This window comes from Streptomyces sp. OR43 (genome assembly GCF_008042275.1).
GTDB lineage: Bacteria > Actinomycetota > Actinomycetes > Streptomycetales > Streptomycetaceae > Streptomyces.
The window spans coordinates 1-15,687 of sequence record NZ_RDBK01000115.1; the positions used below are offsets into that span (position 1 = coordinate 1).

General features: G+C 69.9%; 19 protein-coding genes and 1 pseudogene. 9 read left to right on the forward strand and 11 right to left on the reverse strand.

Annotated features, from left to right (window positions below):
* The 10 genes from EAO72_RS41340 to EAO72_RS41385 form a co-directional block, all read right to left on the reverse strand.
* Positions 1–1,439: hypothetical protein (locus EAO72_RS41340; RefSeq protein ID WP_315986338.1), on the reverse strand; the 1,439-nt coding region annotated here is incomplete at its 3' end.
* Positions 1,440–2,183: 744 nt separating this feature from the next.
* Positions 2,184–2,501 carry an RRQRL motif-containing zinc-binding protein gene (locus EAO72_RS41345; protein ID WP_148022528.1) on the reverse strand — a complete coding sequence of 106 codons (318 nt, stop codon included), beginning with the start codon at positions 2,499–2,501 and terminating at the stop codon, positions 2,184–2,186.
* 2 nt (positions 2,502–2,503) lie between these two features.
* A complete protein-coding gene (locus tag EAO72_RS41350; RefSeq protein WP_148022529.1) occupies positions 2,504–2,701 on the reverse strand; it encodes a hypothetical protein in 198 nt (65 codons plus the stop codon).
* Positions 2,702–2,720: 19 nt separating this feature from the next.
* Positions 2,721–3,296: a DUF6197 family protein gene (locus tag EAO72_RS41355; protein ID WP_148022530.1), complete on the reverse strand. Its 576-nt coding sequence runs from the start codon at positions 3,294–3,296 to the stop codon at positions 2,721–2,723.
* Between the two features lie 203 nt (positions 3,297–3,499).
* Entirely contained in the window at positions 3,500–3,928 is a 429-nt protein-coding gene (locus tag EAO72_RS41360; RefSeq protein WP_148022531.1) for a hypothetical protein, read from the reverse strand.
* A 259-nt stretch (positions 3,929–4,187) separates the two neighbouring features.
* Positions 4,188–6,374, reverse strand: coding sequence for a hypothetical protein (locus EAO72_RS41365; protein WP_148022532.1), 2,187 nt, complete (start codon positions 6,372–6,374; stop codon positions 4,188–4,190).
* A gap of 71 nt (positions 6,375–6,445) precedes the next feature.
* Positions 6,446–6,991: a hypothetical protein gene (locus EAO72_RS41370; protein ID WP_148022533.1), complete on the reverse strand. Its 546-nt coding sequence runs from the start codon at positions 6,989–6,991 to the stop codon at positions 6,446–6,448.
* A 44-nt stretch (positions 6,992–7,035) separates the two neighbouring features.
* Positions 7,036–8,151 (reverse strand): MFS transporter, encoded by a 1,116-nt coding sequence (locus tag EAO72_RS41375; RefSeq protein ID WP_148022534.1) that lies wholly within the window; start codon positions 8,149–8,151, stop codon positions 7,036–7,038.
* A complete protein-coding gene (locus tag EAO72_RS41380; protein ID WP_261991882.1) occupies positions 8,148–8,384 on the reverse strand; it encodes a hypothetical protein in 237 nt (78 codons plus the stop codon). The genes EAO72_RS41375 and EAO72_RS41380 overlap by 4 nt, the downstream gene beginning before the upstream one ends.
* The gene (locus EAO72_RS41385; RefSeq protein ID WP_148022535.1) at positions 8,381–8,608 is read right to left on the reverse strand and encodes a hypothetical protein; all 228 of its coding nucleotides are present in this window, start codon (positions 8,606–8,608) and stop codon (positions 8,381–8,383) included. The genes EAO72_RS41380 and EAO72_RS41385 overlap by 4 nt, the downstream gene beginning before the upstream one ends.
* A gap of 211 nt (positions 8,609–8,819) precedes the next feature.
* On the opposite strand from EAO72_RS41385, the gene EAO72_RS41390 reads away from it, so the two are divergent.
* The 9 genes from EAO72_RS41390 (at position 8,820) to EAO72_RS41420 (ending at position 14,828) form a co-directional block, all read left to right on the forward strand.
* Entirely contained in the window at positions 8,820–9,560 is a 741-nt protein-coding gene (locus EAO72_RS41390; RefSeq protein WP_148022536.1) for a GntR family transcriptional regulator, read from the forward strand.
* 29 nt (positions 9,561–9,589) lie between these two features.
* Complete coding sequence (locus tag EAO72_RS41395; RefSeq protein ID WP_148022537.1) at positions 9,590–9,820, forward strand: hypothetical protein; 231 nt, start codon at positions 9,590–9,592, stop codon at positions 9,818–9,820.
* Positions 9,821–10,302: 482 nt separating this feature from the next.
* Positions 10,303–11,103, forward strand: a complete 801-nt coding sequence (locus EAO72_RS41400) for a ParA family protein (RefSeq protein ID WP_148022538.1) — start codon at positions 10,303–10,305, stop codon at positions 11,101–11,103.
* Positions 11,100–11,366 (forward strand): hypothetical protein, encoded by a 267-nt coding sequence (locus tag EAO72_RS41405; protein ID WP_148022539.1) that lies wholly within the window; start codon positions 11,100–11,102, stop codon positions 11,364–11,366. The genes EAO72_RS41400 and EAO72_RS41405 overlap by 4 nt, the downstream gene beginning before the upstream one ends.
* 584 nt (positions 11,367–11,950) lie before the next feature.
* Complete coding sequence (locus EAO72_RS42400) at positions 11,951–12,097, forward strand: hypothetical protein (RefSeq protein ID WP_187285459.1); 147 nt, start codon at positions 11,951–11,953, stop codon at positions 12,095–12,097.
* A 920-nt stretch (positions 12,098–13,017) separates the two neighbouring features.
* Entirely contained in the window at positions 13,018–13,323 is a 306-nt protein-coding gene (locus EAO72_RS41410; RefSeq protein WP_148022540.1) for a hypothetical protein, read from the forward strand.
* Positions 13,320–13,796: a hypothetical protein gene (locus tag EAO72_RS41415; RefSeq protein WP_148022541.1), complete on the forward strand. Its 477-nt coding sequence runs from the start codon at positions 13,320–13,322 to the stop codon at positions 13,794–13,796. Before EAO72_RS41410 ends, EAO72_RS41415 begins: the two co-directional genes overlap by 4 nt.
* Positions 13,797–14,039: 243 nt before the next feature.
* Positions 14,040–14,186, forward strand: coding sequence for a hypothetical protein (locus tag EAO72_RS42405; RefSeq protein ID WP_187285460.1), 147 nt, complete (start codon positions 14,040–14,042; stop codon positions 14,184–14,186).
* Positions 14,187–14,633: 447 nt separating this feature from the next.
* The gene (locus tag EAO72_RS41420; protein ID WP_148022542.1) at positions 14,634–14,828 is read left to right on the forward strand and encodes a hypothetical protein; all 195 of its coding nucleotides are present in this window, start codon (positions 14,634–14,636) and stop codon (positions 14,826–14,828) included.
* 382 nt (positions 14,829–15,210) lie between these two features.
* Here the strand turns inward: EAO72_RS41420 and EAO72_RS42410 are convergent.
* Positions 15,211–15,687: pseudogene (locus EAO72_RS42410) on the reverse strand (hypothetical protein); the annotation flags it as partial.

The following is a 15,687-nucleotide window of genomic DNA, read 5'->3' on the forward strand; positions in this document are numbered from 1 at the left end:
TCCTGCGGGCCGAGCTGGCGGATTTCTCCGGCGACACCGGCGAGGGCCAGGACCTCGCGGACCCGTTCGGTGAGTGCGGCCGGGTCGGTGTTGGCGTCGGTTCCCTCGGCGGCCTCCGTCGCCGCGAGGTCGAGGCCGAGCTTGGTGACGGCGGACCATCCTTCGTCGGTGACGGCCACCCCGCCCCGGAACTCCGAGGCCGCGTCGTCGGCCGCCAGGAGGTCCTGGTCGTCGTCCTCGGTGTCGCCGCCGGTGATGCCGAGCATGGTCCGCAGGTAGCGGGTCCACTCGATCGCCCGGCGGCCGGTCATGGCCCGCTCGTACTCGTGCCAGCGAGCCAGGCACCACACCAAAGAGCCGTGCCCGGGGGCGTCGTCCTCGGCCACACCACCGGTCAGGTCCCCGATGCGGAACAGCATCTCGAAGGGCGTCATGTTCTTGCCCTTGGCCTCTTTGAGGTCGCCGCGGGCGAGCTCCATTGCGGGCGACTTCCCGTCCTGCGTCTTGGCGATGTACTCGCCCAGGTCCTCCGCGTCGCGGACCGTCTCCAGCCGCTTGAAGTCGACGCCGTGGCCCTTGCCGTCGCACTTGCAGTCGGGGATGCCGCACTCGTCGGACGGGCGGTATCCCGGATTGGCCCGCTGGAGAGCGTTGGTCCACACCGCCCGCCAGTGGTCCTCCCACTCGGTCAGGGCGGCCTTGCCCGGCCGGAACACCTTGACGACGTGCTTGTCGGCCCGCTCGCCTTTCGTCCGGCCGCCGACGAAGACGATGGCGTGGATGTGCGGGTGCCACAGGTTGACCTGCCCGACCGTGACTTCGGTCGCGCGGATCATCCCGATGTACCCGACGCGGTCGCGGATGCCCTCGACCGCGTCGGCCGTCGCGGCCCGGGCGTCGCCCGCCCACGTCCCGCCGGTGATGAGCCGCTGATACGCCCCGGCCTGACGGCGCGTCCGTCCCAGGACCTCGCGGGCCGCCGCCAGCGCGGCCTCCGCCTCAGCGATTCCGCCGGCCCTTTCGGCACGGGCCGCCGCCATGGCCTCCCGCTTCGTGCCCTTCGGCGCCGCGAGCCGTGCCGCGTCGACCACCGCCCGGGCCTCGTTCGTGGCCGCCGCCAGCTCGGCCTTGGCCTCCGTCTCGGCCGTGCGGGCCCTTGCGATCTCCGCCGGGGACGCCGACCGGGTGCCCTGGATCGCGTCCATGAGGTCCGCCAGCTCGTCTTCGTAGTCGTGCCGGGCGGTCAGCGTGACGAGGTAGGCCGTCCCGCCGCGCTGGAGCCACTCGACCACGGCGCGGGTGATCTCCTCGGCCCGCTTCTGCCGGATCGTGGCCGAGCACACCGGGCAGAACCAGATCCGCGCGCACCGCATGAGGCCGAGGACGACCGAGTGCCCGGCCGCCGTCTGGGCCAGCAGGGCACCGGTCGCGGGGTCCATGAGGTTGCGGCCGCAGCCCTTGCACGCCTTGTCGCCGGTGATCCGCCACAGCGTCCGGCGCCCGGCGTACCGGCGGCTCTTCCGCGCCTTCGCCTTCGCGACCGCATCGCGGGCCAGGTCCGCAGGCGCCTGACCTGCGTTTTCGTCCGTCCCATCCTGGTCGGCAGACCCGTTTTCCGAGGTTGCCGTTTGAGGGGTCCGAAACTCTGTTGATTCAGTCCCTAGCTGTCCGCTTTTGCCGGAGGGCACCTGCAGGCCCTTTTCGATGGCCCGCTTCGCGGCCTTCCGGCACCGGTCCGAGCAGTACACGCGCGGTCGTTTCCCGGGCGTGCGAGTGATCCGGACCCCGCAGTGACAGCGCGGCCCTGCCGAGGCCACAGACAGGCTCTGAGAGGCCCTCAGGGGGCCAGGGGCAGCAGAAGGCCGCCCGTCGGCGGCGGCGAGCGTCTGGGGCTCACCAGGGCCGACGCGCGGCGCGTCGAAAGTCTGGGGTGTTGCGGACGCCGAAGCGTCCCTTACGCTGGTAGGCACAGCGTTGGGTCCTTCTGGTTGGTCAGACGGTCGGGTGGACTCACGTGGCGCGGCAGGGATTAGGCCCCCTGGCCGCGCCATTTTTTTTGCTGGTGTTGATCCTGGCATCTGTTGCTCCGTTTGTTCCCCCCGCCTCGCCCTGGACCCGTGGGGCTGGTGGGATTTGATGGTTCGAAAGAAGCCCCGCCGGGTGCCCGGCGGGGCTTCTTCGTGTCAGGCGTGGGTGGCGCAGGGCGGGCAGGTGCCGAGCGAGCGGGGGATGCAGTACGGGCGGACGGTGCGGCAGGCCGGGCAGGTTCGGCGGGCGCGCATCATCGCGTCGAGGGTCCGCCGGCGGCCGGGGGTCATCGGGCGGATCGGCTGCGCGAGGTTGACGTCGTAGAGGTAGGCGAGTTGCCAGCCGTGGCGGTAGTACCGGAGCTGGGCGACCGGGTCGTGCCCGCCGGGCCGGAGCCGGGCGGCCCTGAGTTGGCGGCGGGTCATGAGCCCGGACGGGGCCAGGCGCGGGCGGTAGGTGGGGATCGTCGCCATCGTCAGCGCTCGGTCTTCTGGCTGTCGTCGAACGCGCGGGCGATCTTCATGAGCAGGACCTCGGCACTCATGAGGTGCCCGAGGAGCTGCCCGGCGTTGGGGGCGTCGAGGTCGAAGGGCTTCCTGCGGTCCATGCTCGCGACGTAGGCGCGGGCGGCCTCGATGGTGACGATCTGTTCGGCTTCGCGGGTGGCGTCCATGGTGGGGTTTCCCTTCTCGTCAGGCGGTGCGGGCGGCGGTGCGGATGAGGTCCAGGACGTCGGCCTGCGTGCGGTCGGGAATGTCGTTCCATTTGGCGTAGGTGAGGGTGCAGCCGCGGGCGGCGAGCACGGCCTGGAGGCGCTGGGCGGCGGCCGCGACCGTGGTCTCGTCGCCGTGACCGAGGCGGTAGAGGACGGCCTGGGCTCCGAGGATGCAGCGGCGGCCGCCGGTGGTGCGGTGGGTGTTCTGGGCCCAGCCGTACCGCTCGATCACCAGGGCGGTGAGCTCCAGGTGCTCGGTGACCGTGATGTTCGCGCCGCCGCCGTGGCGGTGACGGACGATCGGGAACTGCAGGACCCAGTCCGGCAGGATCCGCAGCATCCGGCCGGGGAGTTCCGCCGCGATCGGCGCTTCTGCCGGCGCCGTGCCGAGCGCTTCGGCGACCAGCTCGGCGGTGGTCTTGGTGACGAGCGGGTGCGCGGTGGTACGGGTGCGGGCGGCGAGGTACTGCTCGATCTCGCGGACCAGGCCGTCGACGTCGATCTGCTGTACGGCCGGGGCCGGTGTTGCGGTGCGGAGCGTCGTCGTGGTCATCTCGTACTGCCTCCTGCGGTCTCGTGCTGCGGGGTGGGAGATGGGGCGTCCCGGTGCTGTCCAGGCGGAGGGGCGCCCCATCGCGTTGTGCAGGGGTCGGGCAGCCATCAGTTAGCGGCCGTTCTTGCCGGACTTGTCGTTCGAGGAGTTCTCGTTGCGCTCGCGGAGCTGGCGTTCGAGTTCGGCGCGTTCCTCGTCGGTCATCACCACCACCTCGACCCGGAGCTGCCGCGGCTGGCCTTCTTGTCGCTGCGGTCGGCCGCACCGACGCGGCCCTCGAGGTAGGCGAGTTCCGTGCGGTCGAGGTTGCGGTCGAACTCCTTGCCCGCGGGGAGGGGTCCGCCGACCTGGCGGCCGGGGGTCGCGATGTCGCGGAGTCCGGCCGGCGGCTGGGTGTGGACTCCGCCCTGGTGCACGAGGTCGGCCACGGTCCAGGTCGAGTTGCTGACGCGCCACTGCCGGGAGATCCGGCACCAGCCGGTGACCTGGTAGGCGCTGTACAGCTGGGCGTCCTCCCACGGGGCCATCGACGTCTCGATGTTGACGACGGAGTACACGGTGTCGCCGATGCTGAGCTGCTTGGTCAGTGCCTTCAGGTCGCGCTCGGTCTCGAAGAAGGTCTGCTTCGCCACGGGTTTCTCCTTGCTCGGGTGGTGCGGGGTGGGTGGCGGGGCGCCCGGGTGCTGTCCAGGCGGGGCGGGCGCCCCTTGGTCGTTCTGTGCGGGTTTCAGCCCCCGGACGGTGGTCCGGTTTGCGGCTGTTTGGGCGATGGACGCCGGGGCGGACACCGGGTGGACGTGACCGTCCCCGCGTCCACCCGGTGTCCGCCCCCCTGTCCGGTGGATGAACTGGGGTAATTCGGGCGGGTGTCCGGGGGTGTCCACCCCCGGATCAGGCCCCGTCGAGGCGCTCCAGGAGGGCTTTGAGCGCCTCGCGGCGGTAGCCCTGAACCCGGCCCCGGTCGGGGATCGTGATCTTGCCGGTGGGCCCGGCACCGGCCTGCCGCAGGAGCTCTCCAAGCCGGTCCGCGGTCATGCCCCGGCCGATCGCGGCCGCCATCTCTTCGAGCTGGGCGTCACGGTCGAGTTCGTCCATGACGTCGATCGCGTCGACCAGGGCCTCGCGGGCCGCCTTCTGCGCGGCCGTCATCGTCACGAGGTCACGGCCGGGCATGCCGTTGCGATCGGGTCCGCCGGCAGCCGACGACAGACCGGTCACCTTGCGCAGGTAGGCCTCGATCGGGTCGTCCCACTGACCGGTGAGCCGACCGGCGTCGGTCCGGAGCCGGGCGGCCCGGCCCATCAGCTCGGTGACCTCGCCGCGCTCGTCCTCGTCCAGGTCGAAGGACCGGGCGAGGTCGGTGACCCCGGCGAACGGGTTGACCAGCCAACCCAGGCCGGGCAGCGGCGGGTCGAACTTCGAGGCGTCCCGGCCGCTGGACGACGCGCCGCCGCCCAGGATCGCGTTGGACTGGGTGGCGTTGTCGACCCGCATCGCCCACCGGGTCCCGCAGTTCATCGCGAGGGCCTGGGGGATGACGTCGACGCTCGGGTACTGAGTGATGAGCACGAGCAGGATCCCGGCGCCGGCAGCGACCGCGGACAGCTCGATCAGCGCTTCGAGGATCTCGTCGCGCATTGGCCGGTCCGGGCGGGTGAACGTCGCCAGCTCGTCGATGACGAGCAGCTCCAGGCCGCCGACCGCGTTGATGCACTCCGGCACGACCTTCGACTTCCCGAGGTCGCCCAGGATCCGGTTGCGCCGGTCCATGTCGGCTTTGAGCGCCTGGAGCAGGGCCAGGAGCCGGGCCGGGTTGGGCTTGAAGTACGTCGCGGCGACCCCGGCCTTGGCCGCCGGGTCCCACTCGCCGTTCGACTTGCCCGCGACGACGCGGAGGTTGATCCGGGTGTCCATGCCCGCACCGGCGACCAGGTTCGCCGCCCCGACACCCTTGCCCGACCGGGTCATGCCCGCGATCACGAACGAGCTGTTCTTGAGCGGGAGGGCGATGGCGTTGCCGCGCTTGGCCCAGGCGACCGGGATGCCGTCCTTCCACGCGTCGACCGAACCCTTGTGGTCCATCAGCGGGCTGGGCCGGGCGTCGGCGAACGGGTCGGCGTCCGACATCCAGAGCGATGCCCGCGACGCCGTACCGGCCTTCGTGATGTCGATCATCGACAGGTCGCGGCCCAGCGCACCGGCGAACGCCTCGGACTTCTTCACCAGCGCCGTGACGGTGACTCCGGCCGGGAGGTCGAACACCGTGGTGGCGGTGCCGTCCTCGCCCCATGCCGGGGCCGACAACACCTTCACCGTGGCGTCCGGCTTTATGACCGTCGCCCGGCGCAGTGCCTCGGTCAGCACCTCCTCGTCGAGGGCGGGCGGCGCCGGAGCGTCGAACCGCGGCTCGGCCAGGTTCGGCCCATACGGCGACGCGTCCCCCGCCGTCTCCTGCAACTGCACCGGGATGCCGGGCTTGACCAGGTCGACCGGGGGCTTGGTGGCGGTGTCCTCGTGGGCGAGGTACCACCAGCCGACCGGGCCGCCGATGCCGAGGGCGGCCAGGGCCAGCAGCGGCTCCATCGCGATGCCGTTGACCATCCCGTACGTACCGGCGACAACGGCGCCCAGGCGCCCGGCCTTCTTCGCCCACCGGGCTTTCGACAGGTCCCTGCCCGAGATCTTCATGTGGTCCGCGTCCAGCATCTGCAGCTGGACCTCCGCACCCGCGATCTGCACCGCGAGGGCGGCGGCGGCGTCCTTCGGCAGTTCCGGCGTCCTGGCCTGAGACCGGAGCCGGGCCAACCGTGCCCGGGCCTCGCCCAGTTCCTCCTTCGACTCCTGCCGGCGCTTCTTCTCGATCTCGGCGGCGAGGTGCTCGTCGGTCACGTCGGCCGTCTTGAACCAGTCCGAGACCCGGACCGCGACGCGGGCCTTCTGGTCGGCGAATGCTGCCTTCGCCTTCGCCGTGTGCGGGGCTGCCTTCTCCTTGAGCAGGTCCAGGCGGGTCTGCTCGATGACTTCGGCGTCGACGATCCCGTCGTCGGCCGGGCCGGGGGTGGTGATCTCCACTGCCATGGGTCCTGTCCTTCCTTGATCAGGGGGTGGGGGCCGCCGCCGGGGTCGGCGGCGGCCAGGGCAGCGGGGACCTACATCCCGGCCCAGAAGTTGCCGAACATGCCGACGCCGGAACCGGTGAGCTGGGAGACCATCGGGCCGATGACCGTGCCCGACAGGAGCACCCCGAGGATCAGGGAGACGGCGAACCAGCCCTTGGCGAGCTTTCCGCTCTTGAGGCCGAAGAAGACGACGATGCCGAGCGCGAGCGCGGCCACCGCGACGGTGGAGATGCCCGCGGCTCCGGTCTGCGTCTGGATCTGCTGCTGCGGGTTGAGTCCGGTTCCGATGCCGTTCGGGGTGTTGCCCTGGAGGGTGGTCTCGCCGATCCCGTCCGCGAGGGTGACCACCGCGGTGTGGTGGGAGGCGTCGGCCCGGTAGGACACGGAGTCGAGGCCCCGGACGTGAAGGGTGCGGCCGTCGGGCAGCGAGACCGGAGCGCCAGCAGCGCGGTCGGCGGCCGCCTCGATCGTCGCGGTCGTGGTGTCGGGGGAGTCGGCGGCGGCGACGGACGCGGTGCCCAGCAGGGCGGCGGCAGCGGCACCGGAGACGGCGAGGGTGCGAACGATGCGGGACATCAGAGTTCTCCTGTGGAGTCGGTACAGCAGTGGGTGAGGGAGGGTCAGACCGTCGCGGTCTGGTCGCTGCTGGAGCGCTTCTGCTCGGCACTCATCTGGCGCCGGGCGATGTCGCTGTACTTCGTGCCGGGGGTCCGCTTCGGCGGGGTCCCGCCGTTCTTCTTGCGGCCGTCCGTGCCGGACTTCTTCGGGGCCCTGGGGAAGCTCTCGCCCTCAGGCTCCATTTGGGAATCGACCTGCGCTTTTTCGTCCTTCAGCGGCCCGTTCTGGGCCAGCCTCACGGCCCGCTTCACGGCCCGGGTGTGAGCGATCTGCACGGCGGTCTGCCCGACCTCCGCACCGTGCACCTCGGTCCACGCACGGCGGTACGTCGCGTCACTCGGGACGGTCTCCCCGAGGAACCCCGACAGGTCCACCGCCCGCTGCCACACCGTCTCGTCGGCCGCCGCCCGCAGAGCGTTGACCGCCTTGACGCGCTTGGCCTCGTACCGGGCAGTCTTCGCCTCGGCCCGGCGGACCGCGCGTGACTTGCGTCCGTCGCGCTTCGCGATCCGGCCGTGCTCGTGCAGGTCCCAGATCACCGGGCCGATCACCGAGCACAGCGCGCCACCGATGCCGGTCGCCATGCCGTACTCGGCACTGCCGTGCGCGTAGTTGATCCCGGCCGCGACGAGCGCCTGGAGCAGGGCACCGGCCCGGTAGTGCCAGGACGGCCGCTCGTCGTCGATCGCGGCCTGGGCACCCATCAGCAGAGCCCACGCGACGCCTTCGAGGACGAACGGGGCGGCGACCAGGAACCATGCGGACGGGTCCCAGAACGCCATGATCTGGAGCGGCAGGGAGACGACGATGCAGACGATCGCGATCGTCAGCGCCGACCGCTTCCACAGCGTCGCGGACTTCTCGGCCCGGGCCCGGCGGGCCGACTCGGCCCGGCGGGCGTCATCGCGCCGGCGCTTCTCGTCGGCCGCCTCGTCGAGCGCGGCCTGGATGTCCTTCTGGGCCTTCGCCTCGGCCTTCGCGTCCGCCAGCTCGGCGCGGCGCCGGTCCTGCTCGTTGCGGATCCGCTGGGCCTCGGCCTCGGCCGACGCCTGCTCGGCCCGGGCCAGACCCTCCGCGTACGTCTCGCCGCCCTCGGGGCGAAGCTCGGTGACCGTCATGCCGCCACCGCCGACTTCGTGACCGGAGCCGCGGACTGCTTCGGCACCGTACGGCGACGACCGGCGAAGAACACCGCACCGACGGCCACACCAGCGAGCAGCGGCTGCCCAACCGCCCACGACAGCACCGCCACCAGCGGCAGCAGGACACTGACCAGGTTCGGGAAGAGCGCGAGGACAAGCACCACCGCCGCGACGGCGGCCCGCTTCTGCATCGAGGTCCAGTTCTTCACGCCGCCACCGCCAGCTCTGCCGGCGCCCGGCCAATCGTGGCGGCCGAGACGACCAGCAGGCCCCGGTAGTACGCGAGGTCCTCGTCATCGACGTCGGTCACGGCCTCAGCCGCGAGCATCTCCACGATGTCCCGCAACGCGTCCTGACCCGCCAAGGTGCCGAACTCCAACGGCTCCAGGGGCGAGTCCGTAACGACGGCCTGACCAGTAACGATGTGGTTCATGGGTCGTGACTCCTTCCAGTGGAACGGCCCGAACAGCAGCCCCGGTGTTCGCTCACCGGGGCTGCGCTGTTTCCCGGGAGTGAGACCCGTTCAACAGCGAGTGAGTAGATAGTGCACTAGCACACTAAGCACGTCAACAGTTATGGTCTGTATAGCGCTCTAGTCCTGTAGGCGCAGTGGCTTAGAACAGACCCTTAGGAGGGCACCAGTCATGGCTCCCGCGATCGATCGCACGCCGCCCTACCTGCAAGTTGTCTCCGCGTTGCGCAAGCAGATCGTTGGCGGGGAGCTCAATGACGGGGACCGAATCCCGTCCGTCCGCCAACTGGCTGATCAGTGGTCGATCTCCCAGGCGACCGCCATGAAGGCCGTCGCAGCACTTCGGGCCGACGGACTTGTCGAGTCCGTGACTGGGGTCGGCACCATCGTGCGGACTCAGTCGACCCTTCACCGCAGCGCTGGCGACCGGTTCGGCCGGATGCTCTCAACCGGCAAGATCTACGCCCCTGGCGAGTACGCAAAGATCACCAGCGCAGGCATGGCAGTGCCTCCCGTCTGGGTCGCCGACCACCTCGGAATCGACGAAGGAGCAGAGGCTGTACGTCGGCACCGGGTCACGCACAACGAAGCGGGACCTGTCGGCATCTCCACCTCCTGGTTCGCCCCCGAACTTGGCGAGTCGGTACCTGCACTCCTCAGCACCGAGCGCATCCCCGGCGGCACCCCGTCAGCCATCGAGGCCGTCACCGGCCAGCGGGGCGTGAGCAGCAGCGACAGTTCAACCGCCGCTCTCGCGACCGACGACCAGGCTGCCGAACTCGACATCGAGCCCGGCTCTCCCGTTACAACCGGGCGGAACGTCCTTCGGGACGTCGAAGGTTCGGTAATCGAGGTCGGTGAGTACGTCTCGGCAGGCGGCCGGTGGACCACCGTCGAGCACCACTACGCCTGACCCACACACCACAACCAGCAGGGGGAACCATGGTGATCGATCCCGTACCGACCGGCCCCATCCAGACAGAACCCCGGGGCTTCCTTTCCGGGCCAGACCAGCACGAGCAGCTGCTTGCCGTGCTTGCCGACGCTGGTGTCGAACTCGGTGACTACGACCTGCGGATCGCAGAATGGCTCGCCGTGTCCCCTGGCCAGGATTGGGGCACCCTCGCCACCATCGCCTCATGGGTGAAGCGAGCAGCTGCCCAAAGCGCCTGACCACCAACACGAAGGCCCGCCCCACTCGAATTGGGGCGGGCCTTCGTGCTGCCCAGCTTGCGCCAGTAGGCCAGGAAGCGCCCAGACTCCGTAATCCTCCGTGGCCAGACCGTGCGCGACTGCGGCACCGCCGGACGGTGAAAGACGGCTGGCGGCGAGAGGGGTGGGGTCGGCGGGGCTCCACACAGCCGTCTGAGCGCCCGTCACGGGGCCGGGCGCCGTACTCCCGCCGTCAGCCCTGCGGGTGCGTGAGGAGACCACCCAGCCAGTCGTCGCGGGCGGGGAGCAGCTGCTGCCGCGATCGGGCCGGGACCGGCGGAAGACGGCGAAGCCTTCGGTGCAGGCGCGTCCCGGCGCGGGAGCGTGTCGTTACGTCATCCCGTGCCGGGAGCCCCCGCGGGCCGCCGCTTCCGGCTAGCTGACTAGCTGGCATGCTGACGAGCTGACGAGCTGGCTTGCCAGCACACAGCGAGGAGGCAGTGATGGCGCGACGCGTGGCGTTCGTGAACAACAAGGGCGGGGTCGGGAAGACCACCACAACCATCCGGCTCGCGGAGGCGTTGGCGAAGGCCGGCCACCGGGTGCTGGTCGTCGACCTGGACCCGCAGGGCAACGCGTCCCGACGTCTCGGGTGGTCGTACGACGCCGACGCTCCCCAGCTCACCATCTCCGAGGCGATCCAGGCCGACCAGGAGGGCGTGGCCGCGCAGGTGATCCAGCCCATCGGCTGGGATGTCGAGTACGCGAGCCGGATGGCGCTGTGTCCCGCGCGGCTTGAACTGGAGAACCGGATGGCGGAGGCCGGGGTGGCCGGCGCTTGGCGGAGGCTCGCGAAAGCACTGACCGGCGCGGACGACACCTTCGACTACACGCTGATCGACTGCCCTCCGTCGCTGTTCCACCTGACCCAGCTTGGTCTGGCCGCCGCGCATCACGTCGTCGCGGTGACCGAGCCGGAGTACGACTCGGTTGAGGCGACCACCCGCGTGCGCGACTTCATCGGAAAGCGGGCCGCGGACCTAGCCAACCCCGATCTGGAACTGGTCGGCGTCATCATCAACGCGATGCAGAACCTGGCATCGCACGCCGCCCAGCGCGACAGCGTCCGCGAGCTCTTCGGCGGCCTCGTGTGGGATCCGATCGTCAAGCACCGCTCGCTCCTGGTCGACGCGGACGGCGACGAGGTGCCCCTCACCGAGATCCGCGGCGAGAAGGCGGGCGACGTCCGCGCGACGTACGAGCTCCTCGCCCAGCGCTTCGTGAAGGCGGTGCCCGCAGCATGAGCGCCAGGCGTCCCCGGAAGACCGTCAGCAGCGAGGCCTCGAACGCCGCGCTGAGCCCGAACACTGAGCAGCTGCGCGTCGGCGACGAGACCGCCGCCCGCCCGCCGGCCACGAAGAAGCGAGCCCGGGCCCCCTTCGGCTCCTACCTGGAACCAGAACTGCAGCGCCAGTTCAAAGCCGCCTGCGTCCTCCAGGGCATCGAGATGCAGGACGCCCTCGAGGAAGCCATCAAGGGCTGGCTCGGCGAAAACCACGTCAGCTAGCTGGTTAGCCAGCAAGCTGACTTGCTCGCTTGCTGGCTAACCCCCAGGTCAGAACAATGATGGATCCTCACCCCTAGGAACGTCACGTGACGTTCCTCCTGCATTGTCACGTGACGTTTCTGGGGAAGCGTCACGTGACTTTCCTTGGCGAGAGAGAGCGACCGAGACGGCGACGGTCACGATGCTGCGGGTCCGGCGAGCCTCGTACGCGCGCTGCCGGCAGTTCCGCCCGCAGTAAATCGTCGGCTTCGTGCCGAGCGAGGGCTTCACCGGCTTCGTGAGGCAGTGCTGGCACAGCAGCTGCCCGTTCTCGTCACGGGGGGAAGGAGTTGTCATGCCGTCGACCGTACCGGGCACGCCAGACCCCCGTATCTGCCGGGGAGTCCGCCGAATCGTGTCTCAGAACTCGCCGCTCTTTGTGCATCGTCTGGCCCTGGTCCTCCGCACGGAACAGCATGGGTTGCGCCACTAAGCCCCACCCCGGGCACCTTGAATACGGCCCCCCGCTCTGCCTACCTAGCGGGGCCCGAAAACTCCCATCGCCACGGTCCTTGGTTCCGTGCGCCCAGAAACAGGAGAACGATGTGCCCACCGACCGCACCGCCACCCTCACCGCCGCCCTCGGCTCCGTTCTTGCCGGAGCCATCGCCGTGGCCCGCCCCGAGCTTGCTGAGCCCCTGACGGTCGCTCTGGCGGCCTTCGTGGCCCTGTTGATGTTCCTGAAGCTGTGAACCATGGATCACGCCGCAGCGTTACGACAGGCGCACCGAATCGCCGGATTGGCGGAAGAAATCCCCGAACGGGTTGGGCAGGCCACCGAAATCACGGGTCCGAAGTACTCTGATGAGCACCCGGAGAAGGGACCGTTTGGCGTGACCTTAGTCACACCGGTGCGTGAATTCGGGCAGGCTTAACTGCAATCAACTCCCGTCGCAGCCAACCGCCAGTAGGTGCCGAAAGGCCACCTGATCTGCGGCGATCCACCCCGGCGGATTGTCAGTCCCATCTGGTATGGAAATGCTCAGTAGTTCGAGACGTTCGTGTCGCACGGACGCCGTGCGAGTGCCCGTGGGTCTCAGCCCCGCAGTCGTAGAGTCGAGAGCACGAAACACCCCTTCGCATGACGAAGGGAGACCTCTGGCGCGGCCCGCTTCCTACGGCAAGGGCCTCGCTGAGATCTCCCTCTCGTCATCCGCAGGCCCCCCGCCCCGATGAAGAGCATTGGAGAACCTCGCAGAGATGACTCACCTTGACGGTACCGCAAGTAAAAGCCTTAAGAGCCAAACGAAGATCGCTTTGGCCGGTGCGGCGACTGGGCTAAGCGCTGTAGCCGCAGTGGTCGTGCTGGGTCTCACAGGCCACCCGGAAGCGGCCACCGCCGCTGGTGTTATCGGCGGCAGCGCGCTCGCGGCCGGGGGCATCAGCGTGACGATCAACGTCCGGCGCTAAGGCAGCCTCGAAGCCCCCGTCGTTCCTGGCGGGGGCTTCTCCGTTGTGAACCCCGCCGCACCACGAGAGTGATGGCGGTCATCCGGACACCGTCACCGCGTACGTCATCGACATGACGTACAGCGGCGAGTACCAGGAGCTCGAAGACCTGCCCCCGCACTGCCACCTACCCTGATCAGCAAAGCGGATGGGGGAGGAAATCGTGGAGCACATGTCGGCGTACGACGTGGCGGTACGGATCGCGTCGGCCCGCGGGTGGGATTGCCGGCCCCAGTCGTTCGGGGGCACCCAGGCCCGGCTCATGGTCGAGGCTGAGGACCGGTGGTTGGGCATCAGCACTGCGTCGTCCGACAGTCTCGTACTGCTGCACGCGGGTCACATCCTGACCGGAGGCACACCGACCAACCCCGTCGCGGAGTCGTCGGCGACGTCCACGCACCTCGCCGGTGTGCTGGGCGAGGTCGAGGTGCTGTGGCAGCAACTGGACGCCGACGGGAAGTCGCTGTGACTCTGCGAGCGCCGACCAGCCGGTGGGACTACTGCGTATCGGCCGCAGACCAGTTGATGCTGTGGCACGGACGGACCGGCCACCCACACGTCATCGAGGAACCATTGAGAACCCGGGCAGTAGTCGTACTGGCCGCCTGCCTGGCCGACCGCGCGGTGGCCGCGGACTTGGATGGCCCTGCGATCGCGGACGTGCCGCTCGCTGACGCGCTGCACATCCTGGAGCGGTACCCGGTGTCCGCGTTGGAGGCGTGCCGGAATGCGCCGGCCGACCGCGGTGGCGACGCCGTCGACGAGCTTCTCGCCCTGTACGGACAACCTGTGTTCGAGGAGATCGGCCACGCGGTCCACGAGTCCCTCGCCCACCACCTGGCCGACGGCGGCCCGCACGTTCGAACCACCGACCGGCGCCCCGCCCTGCGAGCAGTCAACGCGCCACACGTCCCACAGACTGCATGGGACGAGACGTACTGACCGGCGCGGTGCATCTTCAGCCGCCGTTGCGCGGGCGGCGTCGGTGTGGCGTGGCAGTCGCAGCACCGAAACTATTGAATCGCCACGGCCCCTGCTGTTGAGCTGTTCCAAGACCTCGATCCCCGCCCGCACACGCGGCGGGGATTTTGCGTTCCCGGCGCCCTTGCGCGGCTAACCCCTGCGTCCCTGACTGTGGCGGCTGTCCGGGTAGGACCACTTTTTTTCGACACCAGGAGAAGCCGTATGTCCACCGACCGCACGACCATCGCCACCGCCGCCATGGGCGCCACCATTGCCGGACTCATCGCCGTTTCCCACCCGGCACTCATCCCGGCTCTGACCCTCGCGCTGGCCGCTTTCGGCGCCCTGTACGTGTTCCTGAAGTTGTGAACGCGCCGTGCCATGAGATGTGCCGCAGCGACCCCGGCCGCCGTCGTACGTCACCGACATGACGTACGACGGCGAGCACCAGGAGCACGGCGACGACGTCGGCGAAGTGCCGGCACTTTTGCTCGCCTCCCGCCACACGGAACTCGAACGGATCGCCCACACCTATGCATCACGACCCGACGGACCCGACCGAGCACGAGCACCAGGAGCACGAGCACGACCAGGAGCACGAGCAGCTGCACGACGACGACGCAACAGACGCACGACGAAAACAGGCACACCTCTTGCACTTCGGCGACGGGGTCAAGATCACGGCTGGGGGATGGACAAAGGTACGTCCCCTCGCGGGACGTACAGACGCCGTCCGGCGCCATGATCAAACGGGGTGGAAGCACGAAGGGGGTACCCCTCGCGGGGCACCCCTGGAAGGCGCGTACGGTCCCGATCATGAGCACGATGCGCCGCCGTCTCGGCACCGGCCCGACCATCCCAACGACGTCCCCGGCCGGGCCCGAGCAACCGCGGCTGCTGGCCGCCGAACGCATCGAGCCGGGCGCGCTCCTGGCGGCTCGCGGCGACGACCAGCTGGCGGCCGCGCGGAATGGCCGGCGCCCGCTCGGGCCGGGAGCGGCGAGCGCCTGAAGTGGGGAGCGGGGGAGCCGGGGGAAGGCCCCGGCGGCCCTCCGATCCAAGCCCGGCAAGCCCCCCTCTTTTCGCCCGGGGGACCAGCCTGCAGAGATGTCTGCGCACTCACCATGCTCACCACGGGGGCTGACCTGCAGTGGTGAGTGACGACCGTCCAGCCGAAGGGCACAGCCGATGTCATAGGCGGTGACAGGCCCGGTGTCACCGCCTCAGAAACACACAGCGAGTTGTGGCTTACTGGGCCCAGTTTCGCGGCGAGTGGCCGGGGACGGCCGGGGTTTTAGGCAGCCGCGGGGCCGGTCCGGATCCGCCGGCACAAACCGCGTGCAGGCGGATCCTTGCGCCGGTCGACCCCGACGACGTCGGAGCAAGTTGGGCGTTATTGGAACGTTCGCGCGGCCACCACCCGGCGGGCGATCGCCTCGATGGCGTGCTCGCGTTCGGCGTCGGCATCGTGCTCCTGGTCGTCGGCCTCGGCCTCGCGGCGCCGTCGGGCCGCCGCGTCTTCGCGTCGCTGGGCCTGGCTTTCGAGGATTGCCGCGTACGCGTCGCCGATCTCCTGCGGGCCGAGCTGGCGGATTTCTCCGGCGACACCGGCGAGGGCCAGGACCTCGCGGACCCGTTCGGTGAGTGCGGCCGGGTCGGTGTTGGCGTCGGTTCCCTCGGCGGCCTCCGTCGCCGCGAGGTCGAGGCCGAGCTTGGTGACGGCGGACCATCCTTCGTCGGTGACGGCCACCCCGCCCCGGAACTCCGAGGCCGCGTCGTCGGCCGCCAGGAGGTCCTGGTCGTCGTCCTCGGTGTCGCCGCCGGTGATGCCGAGCATGGTCCGCAGGTAGCGGGTCCACTCGATCGCCCG